At 58.6% G+C, this 18670-nt stretch carries 14 protein-coding genes; 8 read left to right on the top strand and 6 right to left on the bottom strand.

Annotated features, from left to right (window positions below):
* A partial coding sequence (locus tag ACILSE_RS17425) for a hypothetical protein (protein WP_395718698.1) occupies positions 1–1083 on the top strand: 1083 nt, incomplete at its 5' end.
* Positions 1084–1103: 20 nt separating this feature from the next.
* Positions 1104–2255, top strand: a complete 1152-nt coding sequence (locus ACILSE_RS17420) for a glycosyltransferase (protein ID WP_395718697.1) — start codon at positions 1104–1106, stop codon at positions 2253–2255.
* Positions 2256–2320: 65 nt separating this feature from the next.
* Here the strand turns inward: ACILSE_RS17420 and ACILSE_RS17415 are convergent, their stop codons facing one another.
* Together ACILSE_RS17415 and ACILSE_RS17410 are read right to left on the bottom strand one after the other, a co-directional pair.
* Complete coding sequence (locus ACILSE_RS17415) at positions 2321–3793, bottom strand: exopolysaccharide biosynthesis polyprenyl glycosylphosphotransferase (protein ID WP_395718696.1); 1473 nt, start codon at positions 3791–3793, stop codon at positions 2321–2323.
* Positions 3794–4074: 281 nt separating this feature from the next.
* Positions 4075–5253: a glycosyltransferase family 2 protein gene (locus ACILSE_RS17410; protein ID WP_395718695.1), complete on the bottom strand. Its 1179-nt coding sequence runs from the start codon at positions 5251–5253 to the stop codon at positions 4075–4077.
* Between the two features lie 941 nt (positions 5254–6194).
* On the opposite strand from ACILSE_RS17410, the gene ACILSE_RS17405 reads away from it, so the two are divergent.
* On the top strand, positions 6195–7496 hold the full coding sequence (locus tag ACILSE_RS17405; RefSeq protein ID WP_395718694.1) for a nucleotide sugar dehydrogenase: 1302 nt from the start codon (positions 6195–6197) through the stop codon (positions 7494–7496).
* Positions 7497–7605: 109 nt separating this feature from the next.
* Here ACILSE_RS17405 and ACILSE_RS17400 read toward each other — a convergent pair whose 3' ends face one another.
* Entirely contained in the window at positions 7606–8091 is a 486-nt protein-coding gene (locus ACILSE_RS17400) for a redoxin domain-containing protein (RefSeq protein ID WP_395718693.1), read from the bottom strand.
* Between the two features lie 108 nt (positions 8092–8199).
* On the bottom strand, positions 8200–10269 hold the full coding sequence (locus tag ACILSE_RS17395) for an FAD-dependent oxidoreductase (protein ID WP_395718692.1): 2070 nt from the start codon (positions 10267–10269) through the stop codon (positions 8200–8202).
* A 147-nt stretch (positions 10270–10416) separates the two neighbouring features.
* On the opposite strand from ACILSE_RS17395, the gene ACILSE_RS17390 reads away from it, so the two are divergent.
* Together ACILSE_RS17390 and ACILSE_RS17385 are read left to right on the top strand one after the other, a co-directional pair.
* On the top strand, positions 10417–10836 hold the full coding sequence (locus ACILSE_RS17390; protein WP_395718691.1) for a YMGG-like glycine zipper-containing protein: 420 nt from the start codon (positions 10417–10419) through the stop codon (positions 10834–10836).
* Between the two features lie 67 nt (positions 10837–10903).
* Positions 10904–12139: a YeiH family protein gene (locus ACILSE_RS17385; RefSeq protein WP_395718690.1), complete on the top strand. Its 1236-nt coding sequence runs from the start codon at positions 10904–10906 to the stop codon at positions 12137–12139.
* Here ACILSE_RS17385 and ACILSE_RS17380 read toward each other — a convergent pair whose 3' ends face one another.
* The gene (locus tag ACILSE_RS17380; protein ID WP_395718689.1) at positions 12140–12547 is read right to left on the bottom strand and encodes an RrF2 family transcriptional regulator; all 408 of its coding nucleotides are present in this window, start codon (positions 12545–12547) and stop codon (positions 12140–12142) included.
* Positions 12548–12644: 97 nt separating this feature from the next.
* On the opposite strand from ACILSE_RS17380, the gene ACILSE_RS17375 reads away from it, so the two are divergent.
* The 3 genes from ACILSE_RS17375 (at position 12645) to ACILSE_RS17365 (ending at position 16156) form a co-directional block, all read left to right on the top strand.
* Positions 12645–14000: a replication-associated recombination protein A gene (locus ACILSE_RS17375; RefSeq protein WP_395718688.1), complete on the top strand. Its 1356-nt coding sequence runs from the start codon at positions 12645–12647 to the stop codon at positions 13998–14000.
* 159 nt (positions 14001–14159) lie between these two features.
* Positions 14160–14873, top strand: a complete 714-nt coding sequence (locus ACILSE_RS17370; RefSeq protein ID WP_395718687.1) for a 3D domain-containing protein — start codon at positions 14160–14162, stop codon at positions 14871–14873.
* 62 nt (positions 14874–14935) lie between these two features.
* Positions 14936–16156 carry an alpha/beta hydrolase gene (locus ACILSE_RS17365; protein WP_395718686.1) on the top strand — a complete coding sequence of 407 codons (1221 nt, stop codon included), beginning with the start codon at positions 14936–14938 and terminating at the stop codon, positions 16154–16156.
* Between the two features lie 2 nt (positions 16157–16158).
* Here ACILSE_RS17365 and ACILSE_RS17360 read toward each other — a convergent pair whose 3' ends face one another.
* Positions 16159–18591: a PVC-type heme-binding CxxCH protein gene (locus tag ACILSE_RS17360; protein ID WP_395718685.1), complete on the bottom strand. Its 2433-nt coding sequence runs from the start codon at positions 18589–18591 to the stop codon at positions 16159–16161.
* Between the last annotated feature and the right edge of the window lie 79 nt (positions 18592–18670).

The raw sequence follows: 18670 nt of genomic DNA, 5'->3' as shown, positions 1-18670 counted from the left end.
ATGGACCGCTGGCTGCTGCCCTGGCTGAAGGATTCCCTCCGGCGCCGCAGGGTGCCCATCACAGACGTGATGGTGGCTGTATGCGATCACTTTGAACCCTTTCACCACACGGACAAGGCTGGCGCTATGCGTCGTATGTCTGAGTGGCACGCTCGGCTGCCTGAACTCATTCAGTCCACCTGTGATCATGACGGCCAAAGCGCCAGACACACGTTTTTTTATCCCATCGAGCAATATGATCCAGACGTGATCGCCTCGCTGGCGGATTTATGCCGTCGCACGCGCAATGAGGTTGAGGTGCATCTACATCACCACAATGACACACCGGAGAATCTCGTGCGCTCGCTTGCGCAGGGCGTTTCTGAACTGCGCTCGCATGGCCTGCTTGGAGGGGCAAAGAAACCGGTTTTTGGGTTCATCCATGGCAACTGGGCGCTTGACGACTCCGATCCCGCAGGTCGGGGCTGCGGCGTGCGTGATGAACTACGACTGCTGAAACAGGCTGGTTGCTATGCTGACCTCACCATGCCTTCAGCGCCGCATCGCACTCAGACTCCTGTAGTGAATCAACTTTATTATGCTAAATCCACGCCCGAAGGCTGTTCGCATCATCGTGGGATGAGAGTCACCGCAGGCGCGGATGGCACACGCGCCCTGCGTGATGACCCTTCGCACCTGCTGCTGGTGCAGGGGCCGCTGAAGTTAGATTTTCAGCGCCGCAAATGGGGCATCATGCCGCGTGTGGAAAATGCCGACCTCGGTCCACAGAACCCGCCCACGCTGCACCGCATGAGGCAGTGGATTAACTGTAGGATCTCCGTTCAGGGTGCGGAAGAATGGTGCTTTGTGAAACTTCATACCCATGGAGCGCCGGAGCATGGGCATCCTTCAAACCTCGGTCCGGCGCGTGCGCGTTTTCATGCTCAGATCCAGGAGTTCGCACTGAACCAGGGGATGCGTCTGCACTACGTCAGCGCACGGGAGATGGTAAATATCTTGCACGCTGCCGAAGATGGCCACGTTGGTGATGCGGGTGACTGGCGTGACTATGTTTACCAGCCGCCGCCCGTGTTGCAGTGTTGAATCAACGGTTCCTCTTGTGCATGAAGCTGCTCTTTGTTTCAAACCTCTTTCCGGACCAGCGCGAACCTTGGCGCGGGCTGGACAATGTGACGTTACTGCATGCGTTGCGGCAGCAAGAGCCGGGGCTGGACATTCGCGCGCTAGCCTTCCGTCCTGCGCTTGGCTTGCCAGGCCCGGCACCGCTCCTTCGCCCGCGGCCTGGAGATGAGGTCTTGTCTCCGAGCTATCACAAGGCCGCGTATCTGCCGAAGTTCGGAGGTTGGAATCACCGCTTGTTTGCTTTTTGCCTGGCAAAGGCGAAAAAAGCAGCCTTGGGCGGTTTTCAGCCAGAAGTGATTCTGGCCCCTTGGCTATTCCCGGACGCCTGTGCGGCGGCAGCGTGCTTTCCTCAGGTGCCGCTGGTGGCCGTGGCGCAGGGGTCGGATGTTCATCAATATTTAAGCCTGCCCATGCGTCGGCGCGCCATCTTAGAGCTGTGCGGCCGGGCCAGGGGCATTGTCACCCGCAGCCAGGATTTACAGAACCGTCTCACCGCCGCAGGCGCAGATGCCGACAAGGTGCATACCATCTACAATGGTGTGCATCCCGACATCTTTCACCCCGCTCCACGTCAGACGGCGCGGGAGCGGCTTCAGTTGCCAATTCCCGTCCATGGTCGCCTCGTGCTCTTTGTGGGCAATTTTTTGCCCGTTAAAGGCATTGATCTGCTGCTGGAGGCTTTCGCTCTCGTGCATCAACGCAGGGCTGATCTCACGCTGGCCTTGATCGGCAGCGGTCCTTTGGAGCAGTCGTTGAAGCAACGTGCCGCAGAACTTGGTGTCGCAGACCGTCTGCTATTTGTTGGTCGCCAGCCACCGCAAGCAGTTGCGCGATGGATGCAGGCGGCCAATGTGGTGTGCCTCAGCAGTCACAACGAGGGCGTGCCAAACGTGGTGCTGGAAGCCGTTTCCTGCGGGCGTCCCATGGTCAGCACGGCTGTCGGCGGCATCGCAGAGATCATTGAGCCACTCATGTCCCGCCGTTTTCTTGTGCCTTCACGGGATCCCGCCGCATACGCCATGGTGCTCACTGAAGCCTTGGACGACCCGCCGGATGAGCGGGAATTGCATCAAAAGGCGCTGTATTATTCCTGGGAAAACTGTGCGCAAGCATACCTGACACTGATGCGTTGAGAGTGGAACAGGGGGCAATCCCCAGTGTGGTTGGCAACCGGCTAATCAGTTGAACCATCTCTTCATCATGCCGCTTGTGTCATCCTAGGTTCAGCGGCCGCGACCAGACGCTGTGTGTTGCCACTCTCGAGTTCCGCAGGCACGGCGGCCGTGTAGCGGCATTTGCGGGTGTTCTTCAGCCCGCCTCCCAGCACCACTCGCACCGTGTCCAAGAGGATAAGGATATCGAACAACACACCAGCATGCTTCAAGTAGTACAGATCGTACTCAAGCTTGCACTTGGCGTCCTCAATGGATGAGCCATAAGGGTAGCATACCTGCGCCCAACCAGTGAGTCCCGGCTGAATCATGTGCCGCTCCTGGTAGTAGGGTAGAATTCGAGCAAGCTTGGAGACAAACTCCGGCCGCTCTGGTCGTGGTCCAACGAATGACATCTCTCCACGCAGCACATTCAGCAACTGTGGAATCTCGTCAATGCGGTATTTCCGCATGAAGGCTCCCCCGGGGAAGACACGCGGATCTTTCGACACGGACGACCACACTGCTCCGCCTTTTTCAGCGTCCGTGCGCATGCTCCGCAGCTTGTAGATCTGAAAGCGCCTTCCAAAGCGGCCCACACGCTCCTGGCGGAAGAACACCGGCCCTTCAGGTGAGAAAAGCCGCACAATACACATCCCCAGCAGGAGGAACGGTGTCAGCACGACCAGCAGCAAAAGCGAGGTGATCACATCGAATAACCGCTTCAACTTGCTGAAGTAAAGATTACGCGAGGAGAGCTCCGAATTTACAAGCCAATGCATCGTCACCAGATGCAGCGGCACATAATGCAGGTGTTTTTCACACAGGGAGATCACGCTGCTGCAATGAATTCCGAGATAGCGCAGCATGCGGAGCTCATGGAGTACTTTCTCATCATTCAATCGTTGCTCCAGAAACACGATGCGGTCCAGTCGGTGCTGGCGGATGAGCTTACGAGTGTTGCGCAGTCTGCCGAGATACTCGTTTTCCGAATCGTCATCGCGTTCGATGCAAATCCGCCCCACTAAATGTACGCCGGGTGGGCAAAACTGACGCATGCGCAGGTATTCCTGCATCTCCGCCTCCGTCTCCGCCACGAAAGCCACGCGATCCGGAGCAATGCGGTGCTTGTGATACAACAGCCAGTGGTTCACCAGAAGCAGTGGTAGCGAAAACAGGCAGCCTATAGCCATGAAGCCGCGCCCGATGCGCAGGTCAAAGTGCAAGTATCCCACTAGGGTGATCACCACCAGCGCCAGCGCGAATGCGAAGACCAGCAGGATCGCGTGAGTCCAGAAGGACGACCGTCGATGGGACTCCACCGAATAAAGGCCTAAAATGTAAATGATTGAGACCAAGCTCACCGCTCCCGCTGTGATAGCTGGCGCATAGTCATCAATTCGCCACAGGATGGAGAAACGCGCGTAGTTGGCCAGAAGATAAGCTCCGAAAAACATAACCACATCGCGTCCAGCACGGACAACCATCTTAAACCAAGGGCCTGTTATCGAGCTTTGCACAGAAGAGGATTAGGAGAATTGAAAAATACGGAATCTGAAATAAAACTCGTATAAAGTAAAAATTCGTGGGACTAAGTCTTTAGCGAAAACAATTTACAACGTCTAGGGTATTCGGTGTCCGAAGAGGGTTAACCTATCTTAGGTTTAAAATCGCTTTTTGTTGCGAAGTTGAGGCAAAAGTACTCAATTAAATATCTTAAGTTAATAATTTATACTTGTGCGTTTTCTTTTTTAGATGCAACATTGCAAGCCATTTGAGGCTCTGAAAAAATGCGTTTTTTTTAAGATTGCGCTTTTCTGAGGACATGAAGACCGAGGAGGCCAACACAAAATGTAACCAGCAGAGCCAAAACATGACACCAGAATAGCAGGTTGTGGGCCAGATTCAAGTTGCTGAAACCTGATATCGACCACTGAGTTCCGATATAACTTACCAGTCCCAAGCATCCTGTCACAGTTGTCAATAGCGTGAAAAACAGCACGCCTTCATCCAGATAAATCAGTCTCCGGGTTAGGCCCATCGGCTTGTCGTTGCTTTGGAGATACAGCATGCAGCCAAAAAGATAAAACTGCGCGCCGAATATGCCGGAAAGCAGCAGCAGCGCCTGACTGTGCATGTCAAAGATATGAAAAATGCCTGCCACGCTGATCGGCCCGGTGATGAAGGCGGTGATCTGCAGAATCGTGGCGAGCAGCAGAGTGGTGAACCCTAGCATCTCAAACAGCCCCGGCTTTTCAGAGAAGATAAACAGCAGGTGCCTCATGCCGTCCCGCCAGGTGCGCAGATGTGCTACGCGCCCCTCCGGCCCTTTTCTCAGGCCTGAGCGTATTTCCACGGATTTAGCTCCACATTTCAACGCCTTAATTAGTAGTTCGGAGGCGAACTCCATGCCGTTGGATCTGATCTTCCAATTTTTATAGGAGCTTTTGCGGATGCAGCGGAAGCCCGAATTACAGTCCGATAGACGACCGTTAAATAAGCGGTTGATCAGCCAGGTAAGCACCGGCGTCCCGGCCCAGCGATGCAAAAACGGCATCGCCCCTGGCGCAATCTGTCCCGTCATCCGGGAGGCGATGGCCATGTCCGCGTTGTGCTCGTGGGCGGCTGCATAAAGACGGGCGGCATCTTCATACAAATAGGTATCATCCGAGTCAGCAAACATCACATAGTATCCATGCCCGGCCTCGATTCCCGCGCGAAGCGCGGCTCCGTATCCACGCTGGGCGACCGGGACCACCCGGCAACCCATTGAAGCGGCAATCTCTCTGGAGCGGTCCGTGCTGCCGTTGTCCGCTACAATAATCTCATGGCGGATGCCCTTGGCGGCGAGGCTGCTCTTTACCTGCTGAACGCAAAGCTCCAAAGTTTTTTCCTCATTTAGGCACGGAAACACAAAACTCAAATCGAGCGCGGGACCGATAACAGGTGAAGAGTAGTTTGATGCTGAAGGTTCTTCCATAGAGCTACATGTTTGATTGACTCTTTGGCTGCCTTAAGCAAGTGCTCTTTATAACGCATTAGGGATAAAATGATTTCGGCATCCGTATTAAAGCATGCCCTGTCACCTGACCGCCCTCACACTATTGCTTGCAGATCTGCTCGTGCCGCTGCCGTGCGCGTTGACCACTGTGTGTGGGGGGGGGGAGGGCATAGCGAGTTGCTCAACCGCCTGATTGTGCCGTTGTTCGCCTTGTTGGGTGTCATCCTACCCGCCCGAAGGTCATGTAATCGCTTCGATTGTGGAACTCGCGCGGCCATATCGGTTGTTCGGCGAACTTCGCCGACCTCGCTTGGGGGGGGCTCGCTATCACCGCTGCCAAGCTTTGGCAGACGAGCGGCCACAGACAGCGATGGATCGCCGTTTTTAGTAACCATTGCGCCACCGCTCATGTGGTTGGCTCGGGTCCACCAGGCTCAAAACGAGACTGAGATGCAGTTCCTCATTCTCCTCGACCATGCCCCCAGCCTGCTATGGTTGTCCTAGCCGGGCGCGTAGCGGACGAAGGAAGGCTTCATCCCCCATCGCGGCACCAGCATTCGCATCGCGGTGCAGCAACCGGACTGGAATGCCCTCCAAGCCCTCGAACAGCATGGCGGGCTCGAGTCTAATTCCCCGTTCGAACTCGGCATCCGGTTAGACATCGGTGCCGGCCTGCCCAATGGTGTCCAGGCTGGGGGCTTCAACAAGGCTGAAACCGCGTTCGAGTTCCCTGGCCGGAGAATCTACGTCTTTCGCCGATGAAGCAATTCGTGCTTTTTTGGGGCCCTACGGGACCCGAGGCCCGTTCGATGCTGGGTGAGATTGTTTGCTTCTTTTGACCAACAAATAGCCTGTTTTTGGTTGGTCGTGCCGGAGGAATGTGCCAGTCTGGTCGCCGTTTTCGCACTCTTTTTTCTCTCGTGACCATCTCAGTATTCGGACTTGGCTATGTGGGCGCCGTCACCTCCGGCTGCCTCTCTCAAATCGGGCATCAAATCATCGGCGTCGATGTGCATGAGCCCAAGGTGCGTGCTTTCAACGAAGGCCGCTCCCCCATCGTGGAGCCGGAGCTCGATGACATGCTGCAAAGCGCCTGCCGTGAGGGCCGCCTGCGTGCCACCACCGATGCCGCGGAGGCCGTCGCCGCCTCATCGATCAGCATCATCTGCGTCGGCACACCTTCGCTGCCCTCCGGCAGCCTCGATCTCGGCTACGTCACGCACGTCACGCAGCAGATCGCCGCGGCGCTGCGTCAGCAGGGGAAGAAGCACATCGTCATCTTCCGCAGCACGATGCTGCCCGGCAGCACGCGAAAGATGGTGGGCGAGCAGTTTGCCGATCTCCTGCAAAGCGGCAGCCTTCAAGTGTTCTACTGCCCCGAGTTCCTGCGTGAAGGCACAGCCGTGGCGGACTTCCGCGAGCCCTCGCTGGCCGTCGTCGGCACGGAGTATGGCAATGCGCCTGCCAGTGACGAGGTCATGAGTCTTTTCGGCGGCACGCCTGCCGTTCTGCGCTGGGAAGGCGCGGAGATGATCAAATACTCCTGCAATTACTTCCACGCGTTGAAGGTCGGCTTTGCGAACGAGATCGGCCGCCTTGCGAAACACCTCAACGAGGACGCACTGCGCGTGATGGATGTCGTCTGCCAGGACACAAGGCTGAACATCTCCCGCTACTACATGCGCCCCGGCACGCCGTTTGGCGGCTCCTGCCTGCCAAAGGATGTCTCCGCGCTGCGATCCTTTGCCCGCCAGCAGGGCGTGAACCTGCCGCTGCTCGAAAACACCCAGGCCACGAACGACGCGCACCAGCAGCAGTTCGTGCAGCTCATCGAAAAGAGCGGCAAGCGCCGCATCGGCTTCATCGGCCTCGCTTTCAAAGCGGACACGGATGACCTCCGCGGCAGCCCGCTCGTGGCCGCGGCGGAGACGCTTATCGGCCGCGGTCATACCGTCAGCATATACGACCCGCAGATCAATCTCTCCCGTCTCATTGGCTCGAACGAGCAGCAGATCCAGACCCGCATGCCGCACCTGGCACAGTTGCTCAAACAGGATGCCAAAGAAGTCATTGAGGCCGCGGAGGTACTTGTCGTCTCGCAGAAGTGCGTGCCCGTGGAAGTCTTCCGGGCCTGCGTGCGTGCCGATCAGATCATCATCGACGTGAACGGCTGGGCTCCGCTCAAGTCCTTGCCCTGCCGTTATGAAGGCCTCTGCTGGTGATGCCCGCGGTTTCGCGCAGCTTCTTGATGATTTCCCCTGCGGGGTCTCTTTTGCGTTTCATGCTGTCTGATGGTGCGCTTCGGGCACTTCAGATTTCATATCAGTTGGCTCATGTTTTGGGGGCATTGCAAGTCTGAAGCTTCGCCTGCACGGCTTCAAAGTTTGGCAGGTCTTTTGGCGTCGCGGTCTGCTCTGCGTATTGAACGATGCCATTTTTATCAACAACAAATGCTGCACGGCCGGATGTGTCGCCAATACCGGCGAGGCCAGGGAAGAGCACATCATAAGCCTTGGTTGCCTCTTTGTTCAGATCGCTGACGAGTGTGATGCCGATTTTTTCCTTCTGAGCCCAGGCTTCTTGAGCGAAGGGGCTATCCACGCTGATGCCAATCACATCTGCGTTCAAGGCGCTGTAAGCGCTGAGTCCTGCGGTAATGTCGCAGAGTTCCTGGGTGCAGACACCAGTAAATGCGAGCGGAAAAAAGAGCAGCACGGTGTTTTTCCCAGCGACTGGAAATGTGACATCAGAGAGGCCTGAGGCGGACTTTGACTTGAGGGTGAAGGAAGGGGCTTGGGAACCGACGGAGAGAGGCATAGGGGTTGGGTTGAAGGTTTGAAACTGGCTTACATGAAGGAGAGTTCACGCAAGCGGTCAAGCTCGGAGGGGAAACTCCATCAAAACACTGTTGGAACTGAGTCGAATTCACTTCGCCGGTATCCACTGCGCCGCGTCGATGATGACGTGGCCGGCGGTGCCTTCGTTGCGGATTTCGAGCCAGCCGGTTTTGCCGGACTCGAAGTGGAAGGTGCCGAGCGGGAGCAGGTTGTGCTTCTCGGTGGGCTTGTCCTTCTGGTTCACGATCACCGTTTTCTCGCCGTCGGCGTGGTGGATGATGACGGGGACTTTTTCGGCACGATTTCCGAGCGCGGTGTAGGCGATGGCGACGCGATACTGGCCTGCGGCGGGGAGATTCGGGGTGAATCGGGCCTTTTGCTCGCCTTTGAGGCTGTCGCTATCGTGGCGGTAGCCCTGGCCGACGAAACCGGGTGTGGTGTGGCCTTCGGAGCTGAAGCCGGTCAGATCGGCCTCGCTGTCATCGACGACGATGCCGCCGAGTTGTTCCTTGGTGAAGGCGATGTGCTCGGGCATGGGCGGGGACTCGAAGTCGAGCACCTGACCATCGGCGAGGAGCTTCTCTTTGAGCTTCTCGTAGTCGAGCTTTTGCAGTTCGACGCCGTTTTCGATGGCGAGCACGGCGGCGGTGGCGGCGCTTTGGCCCATGACCATGAAGACGGGCTCCATGCGGATGCTGCCATACGAGATGTGGCTGGCGCTGAGGCAGACGGGCACGAGCAGGTTCGTGCATTGCTCGGCCTTCGGCGTGATGCTGCGGTAGCTGATCGGATACGGACGCACTCCGATCTGGATGTCGCCCTCGTTGCGGGCAAATCCTTCCTTCGTGACGTAGCGCTGCGTGTGATGGCTGTCCATGTTGTAGGCACCCATGCCCACGCTGTCCTCGACGATGACGCGGCGTTTGCAGTTCTGCTCGCTCATGACGTAGCCGCCGATCATGCGACGGGCCTCGCGCACATACATCTGGCGCGGCCAGTTGCCGTTGTCGGTGAACTCATCCTTCGCCAAGCCCCACTGCGAGTAGTAGGCGCGGATTTTCTCGGGCACGCGGGGATGGTTCGCGAGGGTCCACATGAGGCCTTTTTGATAGTCTTCGTGGGCTTTCCAAATCTTTGCACGAGTGGCGTAGTCGCCATTCGGGTAGTCGTAGTTCATGCCGATCATGTCGGTGCTGAAGGCGAAGTTATTGTTCGTGTCCGTCTTGCGGTTCGGCATCGGCGTGGGTGCCCAGGGATGACGCGGATCGCCGGCCTCGCAGTTGCGCAGAAGCAGTTCGAACTGCTTTTCGTCGTAGCCTTCGGGCTTCGCAAAGGGGACGCGGTTGGAATCGTCGTCCGTGTTGCACATGCGGAAGTTGTAGGCCTGGATGCGGTGGTCGCCGTCGCCGTCCTTGCCCTGTGGCATCGGCGTGACACCCCAAACGAGTCCGCTGCTCGGATCGCCCGGCTTCACATATGGATCGACGTTTTTGACGAACTGATGATGCTTCGCACCGGCCATCTGGAGGCCGTTGATGGTCTCGCCATACTGTGAATTCGGCTCGCGACCGACGTGGTAGCTCACACCCGCCTTCGCCATGAGATCGCCTTCGTAGCTGGCATCGATGAACATGGCTCCTTCGAACTCCTTGCCGCTCTCCATGATGATCTTGGTGATGCGAGCGCCATTTTTGACCACGCCCTTCTTCAAATCGAGCCGTTCACCGAACACGACGGTGACCTTGCCTCTCACCTTAGCGAGCATCGCGTCGTAGATCTCCGTCGCGGCGTGCGGTTCGAAGGTCCACATGGTGGTTTCGGTGCTGCTGTTGCCGTGCGGACGCTTGGCGAAGTATTGTTCGCGTGTCTGCTGCTTCCACTTCGTGGGATCGGCGTAGTAGGTAAAGACATTCGAGTAAAACTCCCGCGAGATGCCGCCGATGGCCTTTTTGTTGCCGATATCCGTCGCGCCGAGTCCGCCCGTGGTCAGGCCGCCGAGGAATTTCGTCGGTTCGATCAAAACGGCCGTTTTTCCCATGCGAGCCGTCTGAATCGCCGCCGCGACACCACCGGACGTGCCGCCGTAGATGACGACATCCGGCGCGGCAAAGGCTTGAAGTGCTAAGACGTGGAAAAAGAGAGCGGTGACGAGCTTCATGGTTGGGGCTATCCCAGCGCAGATGGCCGGCATTTGCAACAATGGGAGTGGCTGTGAGACTTGGACTGAAAAAAGATCGAATAGCTCACGAAGCGCCGCGTCAGATGCGCAGAGAACATCCTCAACACAGTTATGAAGAACTCAATCATGCGCTCCATCACTCTCGGCTCCGTGCTTCTTTCCCTGACGCTTTCTTCCTGCGTCGATCCGTATTACGGCGGCGGGTATGGACCCGGAGGTTATGGAGGTGGCTATGGTCGTCCGCCTGCTCAGGGGGCGGTGACCGGTGCCTTGCTCGGCGCGGCGGCAGGCGGCATCATTGGCAATCAAAGCCGCCGGGGTCTTGAAGGAGCTGCCATCGGCGGTCTGCTCGGTGCTCTGGCTGGCGGGGCGCTTCAAAACAGCCGTCAGCAGCGAGGATTCGGTCAGCCGAATTGCAATTCCGGTTACAGCCAGCCGTATGGCGGCGGCTACGGCCAGCCTTACAATGGGGGCTATGCGCAGCCAAACTACGGCTACGGCCAGCCCTCGAACTACAATCCTTACGCGTTTGGCAACTGGCAGTAAAATGCCTCGCATGAAGGGCGTTTGAATCGCGGCGGTTTTCCCGCCGCGATTTCTTTTTCTCCCGACCATGCCTGACACACCCAATCCCGCCGCTGCAGACTCCGCTTATCCATCACCCGTGCCAACTGCCGCCCCGTGGTGGAAAAATGAGGACTGGCTCGCGGTGCTGGCGGCGCTGCCGGTGCTGATCGCGGCGTCCAAAGGCATCTTCCCTTCGGAAACGATGCTGCCAGTGTGGTTTCTCGTGATCTCCGGCGTGGCGTTGCTTGCCTCCTTGGGAAAAAAGATGGTTCCCTTCATCCTTGGCGCCGTCATCGTGTATGCGCTCGGCTGGGCATCGCAGTGGATCGCCGCGCAGCCGGCGGTGAAGGCCTATGGCTTGGAATATGTGATCTTCGCTCTTGGTCTGGGGCTGATCTGGAGTCACACGCTGCCCGTCCCGGAGTGGCTGCGTGAGGCGGTGCGCACGGAGTTTTTCATCAAAGTGGGCATCGTCCTGCTCGGCGCGACGATTTTGCTGCCGGAGATGCTGAAGGCGGGCATGCCGGGCCTGATCCAGGCCGCGTTGGTCATTCCCGTGGTGTGGTATGCGTGCTTCTTCATCGCGAAGAAGCTGAAGGTGGACGAAGAGTTCGGCGTCATGCTTTCCACGGCTGTGTCGATCTGCGGCGTGTCGGCCGCCATCGCCGCATGCGGTGCGATCCAAGGCGACCGCAAAAAGCTCAGCTACGTGACCTCCATCGTGCTGCTATGCGCGGTGCCGATGATGATCTTCATGCCCGTCGTCATCAAACAAATGGGCCTCAGCGAGGCGGTAGGCGGAGCCTGGCTCGGTGGGACGCTCGACACAAGCGGTTCAGTGGCCGCAGCCACCGAGCAGGTGGGCAAAGATGCGACGAAGGTCGGCGTCATCGTCAAACTCAGCCAGAATGTGCTGATTGGCGTCGCTGCCTTTGTGCTCTCCGTTTGGTGGAGCATGCGCGGTGGTGCGAATGGCGAGCGCGGCAAGGTGTCGGTGAAGGTCATCTGGGAGCGCTTCCCGAAATTCGTCATAGGCTTCGTTCTGGCCTCGGTGATCTTTTCTTATCTGGTGCCTGCGGAAGTGGCCGCAGCGGCCAGCAAGCCATTGAAAGCTGTGCGCGAGGCATGGTTTGCCGCCGCGTTCGTCTGCATCGGGCTGGAGACGCGGCTTGGGGAGCTGTTCTCGCTCGGAGGGGGGCGTCCCGCGCTCGCTTTTCTCGGCGGCCAGGTGTTTAACATCGCCTGGACGCTGGTTCTGGCGCTGTGGCTCTTCGGCAAGTGATCAGATGTCGAACGACACCGATTCACGCGAGCGCTCCTTCTCGATGATGTTGGCGATGGTGTGATCGACGAACCATTGGTTCACTTGCTGGCGCAGTTCCCCGAAGACTTCGCTCAACGCCGCATGGTCGGCACCGGGCAGCGGGTCAAAAGAGCCGTCGAACAGCGCGACGACCTCGCCCAGCGTGATGCGATGCGGGCGCGTGACGAGCTGGTAGCCGCCGCCGACTCCGCGCTTGCTGCGCAGCAGACCGCCGTTTTTCAGAGTGAGAAGGATCTGCTCCAGGAACTTCAGCGGGATTTGCTCGCTGCGGGAGAGGTCTTGGATGGAGAAGTTCGCGCCCTCTGGCTCACGCCCCATCGCCACGAGGGCGCGGAGGGCGTATTCGGCTTTTTTAGAGAGCTTCATGCGGAGAAACGGTGTTATCCGAACACCAAACCTGGCGCTCGTGCAAACTGCGATTTGCCGCCGGGGCGAATCCGCGTCATTCATCGTCTGAACCCGCATGAGCGACGATTTTTTTGCCACGACACCGCCCGAGCCGCCGCGTGCGGCCGCGGCGGTGCATCATGCGGGCGCGCCGCTCGCCTCGCGCATGCGTCCGCGCACGCTGGACGAGTATGCGGGCCAGCAGCACATCCTGGCAGAGGGCAAGCTGCTGCGCCGTGCGGTGCAGGCGGACCGTTTCTCATCACTCATTCTCTACGGACCTCCCGGCGTGGGGAAAACCACTCTGGCCCATATCATTTCCCAGGAGACGAAGTCACGCTTTGTCACGCTTAGCGGTGTGGAAAGCAGCGTGGCAGACATCCGCAAGGAGGCCGAGCACGCCGGACAGCATCTGCGGCTCTACAACAAGACCACGATTCTCTTCGTGGACGAGATTCATCGCTTCAACAAGGCGCAGCAGGACGTGCTGCTGCCACATCTGGAACGTGGCACGCTGCGTTTCATCGGCGCCACGACGCACAATCCGTTCTTCTATGTGAACAGCCCGCTGGTGAGCCGTTCACAAGTCTTCACGCTGGAGCCGCTGGGCATTGAGGACCTCGAGGCGCTCATGGATCGTGCTTTGCGCGACTCAGAACGCGGTCTCGGTGCCATGAACGCCCGCCTGGAGCCCGATGCACGTCGTCACCTGGCCACCATCGCCGATGGCGATGCGCGGCGTTGCCTGAACGCGCTCGAACTGGCCGTCCTCACGACGCCGAAGAACGATGCGGGTGAGATCATTGTCACGCTGGCCGCCGCTGAGGATTCGGTGCAGCAGAAAACCGTCGTTTATGACGGCGATGGTGATGCGCACTACGATACGGCGAGCGCTTTTATCAAAAGCATGCGCGCCTCCGATCCGGACGCGGCGATTTACTGGCTCGCGAAAATGCTCCATGCCGGCGAGGACATCCGCTTCATCGCCCGGCGCATCGTCATCGCCGCCAGCGAAGACGTGGGCATGGCCGACAGCAATGCGTTGCGCGTCGCCGTGGCCGCGCAGCAGGCGGTGGAGACCATCGGCATGCCCGAGGCGCGCATCATCCTGGCGCACGCCGTGGTTTACCTGGCCACCGCTCCCAAAAGCAATCGCGCTTATCTTGCCGTCGATGCGGCTCTGAAAGACATTCAGGAAGGCCGCACACTTCCGGTGCCGAAACATCTGCGCGACGCCCACTACAAGGGAGCGAAACAGTTCGGCCACGGGGAAGGATATCTCTATCCGCATGACTTTGAGGGCGGGTTCGTGCCACAGCGCTGCCTGGAGGGCGGGCGGCAGTATTACGAGCCGACATCAAACGGCCTCGAAGCCCGGATCAAGGAACGTCTCGACCACTGGCGGAAGCAGTGGGAAGAGCAGGGGAAATAAGGCTTTCCAGCCTATAGACACGGTTTCGCACGGCTTTGAGGGTATGGTCTGATGATTGGCTACGGTAATTAAGGTTTAGTAATCTAAAAATTATGACTTAGATATTGAATATGTATGAAATTTACAGTAAGCTGTCTTTAATTCAAAAATTACTCAGCCATGTGCAACTCACGTTTGATGCTCTCTGGCCTGTGCCTAACCCTCGCGGCGGCGCTTTCCTCCTGCGCTTTGCCCAAGCAGCCACTACTGACTTATTTGAAAGAGAAGCGGCTGCACAAAGCCTCTCCCCTCGAAACCGGCAAGACTTACGAGGTTCGCAAGGCGCTCGCGACGAACGTGCCCTTCCGTCCTGCTGAGATCAAGCGCTACACCTTCGTCTTCAACGAACCGAAGCCGCCGCTCATCGCCGCCTCGAATCTGCATCGCAATTCGCAGATGCGTGTCCGCACCACGGCCTACACCCACAGCGAGAGCGACCACATCGTCTATGGCGTGAAAAATGCCATCGGCACCAACTTGAAGTTCGGCAACGTCCGCAGTGCCGCCGCCGATTGGTCACGCTTTCCCGTCGGAACCAAGTTCCGCATCGCCGGCCAGCCGGATGTGATCTACGAGGTGGACGACTACGGTAGCGCCCTCGTCGGCACCGTCACCATCGACCTCTACAAGCCCAGCCGTTCCCAGATGGACGCTTGGGGCGTCCGCCATGTGGACATCGAGGTCATCAAATGGGGGTCTTATGAACGCAGCATGCAACTCATGCGCGACCGCACGAAATGGCGTCACGTCCGCGCCATGATGGAGGGCATTGAGGCTCGTCTGCGCACCGCCGGTCTGCCGGAGGGAAAAATGCCCTTCACGGCTGCGCTGTGATAGCGTGATCGCGCAAAATCCAACGATATTCTTCCTCACACGGCGGCGTTAGTGAGACCCACATGCGCGCTGTCATCGTCTCGTCACTTCTGCTTTTCGCCAGCCTCGTCCAGGCTCAGAACAAACCCGCGTGGCAGCCGCCCATCACCCCCAGACAGCTCGCCGAGGTGCTGAAAACCGCGCTCCAGCCTGATGCGCAGAAAGCCCTGCATGACAAAGTCGTGAAGTGGTTTGGCCTCAACAACCTCGCCCAAGGCCGTGCCGGCGCGAAAATCGAGGCCACCACCGTCGCCTGGGCCGTCATCGACCCCAAGCCCGCCCGTGTGGTGCAGTTGGATGGCTCGTTCATCGGCGAGATGGTTTCATTGGGTGAGGACGGTCTGCAGGTGCTTGCCGCTGAAATGCCAAACTTTTCCGAATTCGGCTACCGCATCGAATCCGAAGGCATGCCCCGCCTCGCAGGCACCGTGCATGTGGAGCACTACGATTACACCACGGATAGCATGCCTCGGAAAGACGTGCCGCAGGGACGGTTGGAGAAGTTTGAATGGAGAACCAGCAAGGTCTTCCCCGAAACCGTGCGCGATGTGACTGTTTACCTGCCAACTGGCTTCAAACCCGGCGAGGAAACCTGCCTCATGGTCTGGCAGGACGGTTCGCGTCATGTCGATCCGGCCGGCTCGATGCGCGCATCCGTTGTCTTCGACAATCTCATCCACAAAAAGGAGATGCCGCGCACCGTCGGCGTCTTCATCGACCCCGGCCGCAAGTTGCACCAAAAGCCCGGCGACAAGGCCGCGAACCGCGGCTTCGAATACGACTCGCTCGGCAATGCTTACGTGCGCTTCCTTCTCGAAGAAATCTTGCCCGAGGTCGAAAAGCGCTATCAAACGAAGTTTCGCCCGCAGCCCGAGGCTTGGGGAATCGCCGGCGGCTCCTCCGGCGGCATCTGCGCCTTCACCGCCGCGTGGGAACGCCCTGACAAGTTCCGCAAAGTCCTATCCTGGGTCGGATCCTTCGTCGATCTCAAAGGCGGCCACGTCTATCCCTCCCTCATCCGCCTCACCGAGCGCAAGCCCATCCGCATCTACCTGCTCGATGGCGAAAACGACCTCGATAACAAATTTGGCAACTGGCCCATCGCGAACAAACAGATGGCCGCCGCGCTCAAATACATGAACTACGACTTCCGCATCGACTGGACCCAGTGCTTCCACGGCAGCAAAGGCATGGCCCCGAACCTGCCCGACGCGCTCCGCTGGCTGTGGCGTGATGTGAAGTGAGATCACTTGCCGCCGACGAAGGCGAGCACATCGGCCACGTCCTGTGCGGTCAGCACGCTTTCGAGGCCCTCGGGCATGATCGAGGTTGTCAGCGTTTTCATTTCCTGAATGTCTGTGCGCAGAACGACGACCTCAGCGCCGCCAGGCATGCGGATGGTGATATTGCCGGGTGTTTCGGCGGCGAGCTGGCCGACGACCAGCGTCTTGTCCTTCTTCGTCACCTGCGTGGCCGCGTTGCGCTGCTCCACGGCGCGGTTCGGGTCAAAAATGGCCTCAATGAGCTGTTCTCGCGGCTTGGTGGCGACGGTCTTCAAATCCGGGCCGACTTCGACGCCGAGATCTCCCATCTTGTGGCAGATCATGCAGACCTTCTGAAACACTGCGCTGCCGCGTTTGGCGTCACCGTCGAGTTTGCCTGATTCTGCGACGTATTGGGCGACCACTTTCTGCCGGTTGGGATTGTTGTTCGTGATCACCGGCATGGTTGCTGACGGGAGAGCCTTGGGTGGCGTTTGCTTCAGCAGCGGCTTTTCCAAATCAATGAACACATCGTCTGTCAAAACGCCTGTGGCTGTCAATGCCGCGGCACGCACCTGAGGAGCCATCTGCTTGATGGTTGTGAAGGCTTCCTCCGGCGTCATGCCGCCGAGCTGCATGGTCGTGAACGCCGCCTGAATCCGCACCGCAGGCGATGCGCCAAGCAGTTTTTTCAATTCGGGCACCGCGGACGTGTCATGGCGCTCAATCAGCAGCCTTTGCGCCGTGTCACGCTTCCAGCCGTTCGACGACGCCATGGCTTTGATTGGATTGGATACGGTCGTCTCACTTTTGGGCAGCCCGGCTTTCGCGATGCGATAAATGCGCCCTTTGTCCTCACCCCCGCGCAAATCGAGCCCCTTCGCGATATCCGCCGGAATCCATTCAGGGTGCTCCAGCACGAAGCGGTACATGTCCACGACGTAAAGAGCGCCATCCGGGCCGGTGCGCGCCATGCTGGGACGGAACCAGTTGTCCTCGCTGGCGATGAATTCGCTCTCCGCATCGCCAGGATGTCGCTCGCTGGTGATGGAGGCCCCTTCGTAGTGCAAAACCTCGCGATGCACGAGGTTGTTCGCTGGTTCGCAGATGAACATCACGTTTTCGCCGTCCGCCCCGAAGCTCGTGTCACGGAACGGCATGGGCGAGCAGCCGGAGGTGAGGGTGTTGACAGCGCTGGCCCAGTTGAAACGCCGCACGGGCGGGCTGGCGGGGAACACGCGTTTCTCATCGTTCAGATTGCCACGCACAGACTTCGCCACGACCTCGGGATGGCGTTCCAAATAACGAAACGGCAGCCAGTAATGCCAGCCGATGGTGCTGTTGTTGTTTCCGAACCAGTTGCCGAAATCATCGCGCCACTTGCCATACTGGCTGCGCCCGCCTTCTAGTGCGAATTCGCCGGTGCGCGGGTCGAAGCGGAAGTCATTCGTGCCGAGAGCGATCTTTTTGCCCGTCTTAACGCAGGTGATGTTGCCGCCGCTGTCGCCATTCGCACCGTAGAACCAGCCGTCGAGTCCCCAGCAGAAGCCGTTCACGAGATGCTGCGGATTGCCGGCGGTGAATCCCGTGAACCACGTCTCGCGTTTGTCGCATTTCCCGTCACCATCCGTGTCCTCGGCGTAGAAGATGTCCGGGATGTTCGCGACAAAGACGCCGTTCTTCCACGGCGCGAGTCCTGTGGGATGCTTCAAGCCGTCGAGAAACAGCGATGACTTGTCGTAAACACCGTCGCCATTCGTGTCCTCAAGGATTTTGACCCGGCCGGCCTGCAACTCGGAAACCTTGTCCTGACCCACGCGGCCGTCGTTGGTCTTTTCGCCGGGAGCAAAGGGATAGTCGCCCATTTCGACGACCCACATGCGTCCTTTGGCATCCCAGTCGATGAAAACGGGATCTTGGACGAGTGGCTCATGTGCCACGAGCATCGCTTCGTAACCCGCCTTCAATTTGAGCGCTTTCAACGATTCCTGCGGAGATTTCGGCGCGGGTCCTGGCACCTTGAGCAGCTCGGAGAAGGCAATTTTCTTCTTTGCCGCCTCGATCCACATCGCGTGGTCTTTGAATATGACGCCCTGGTCGCGTCCGTTCGCGTCCACCATGAGCGGAAGGCTGTTGGCGTCGCCCGCCTTGCCCTCGCGCAAAACCTGGGACCAGCCCTCGTCCCATTGCAGGTTTTTTTTGGCTCGCTCTTTCGGCACGAATAGAAACACGCCGTATTCGCGTGGATTGGAGACGACGATGTCCTCGTGACCGTCGCCGTTCAGGTCCACAAACCGCGCGCCGCTGTCTGGTTTGCCTGCCATTTCAGGCAATGGATGACCTCGCAGCTTTTCCGGAACCTCGATGGCCTGAAGGGAGAGGCTGAGGATGAGCAAAATGGGCAGGATCGGGCGCATGGCGGTGGGGAAGTGCAAAACCAACGCTTCGAGCGCTGATCTTCCTTTGCGCCGTGTGCAAAAAATGGCCCGCAAAATC

This window comes from Prosthecobacter sp. (assembly GCF_044236155.1).
Classification (GTDB): Bacteria; Verrucomicrobiota; Verrucomicrobiia; order Verrucomicrobiales; family Verrucomicrobiaceae; genus Prosthecobacter.
This window is presented reverse-complemented; position numbering and strand designations above follow the sequence as displayed.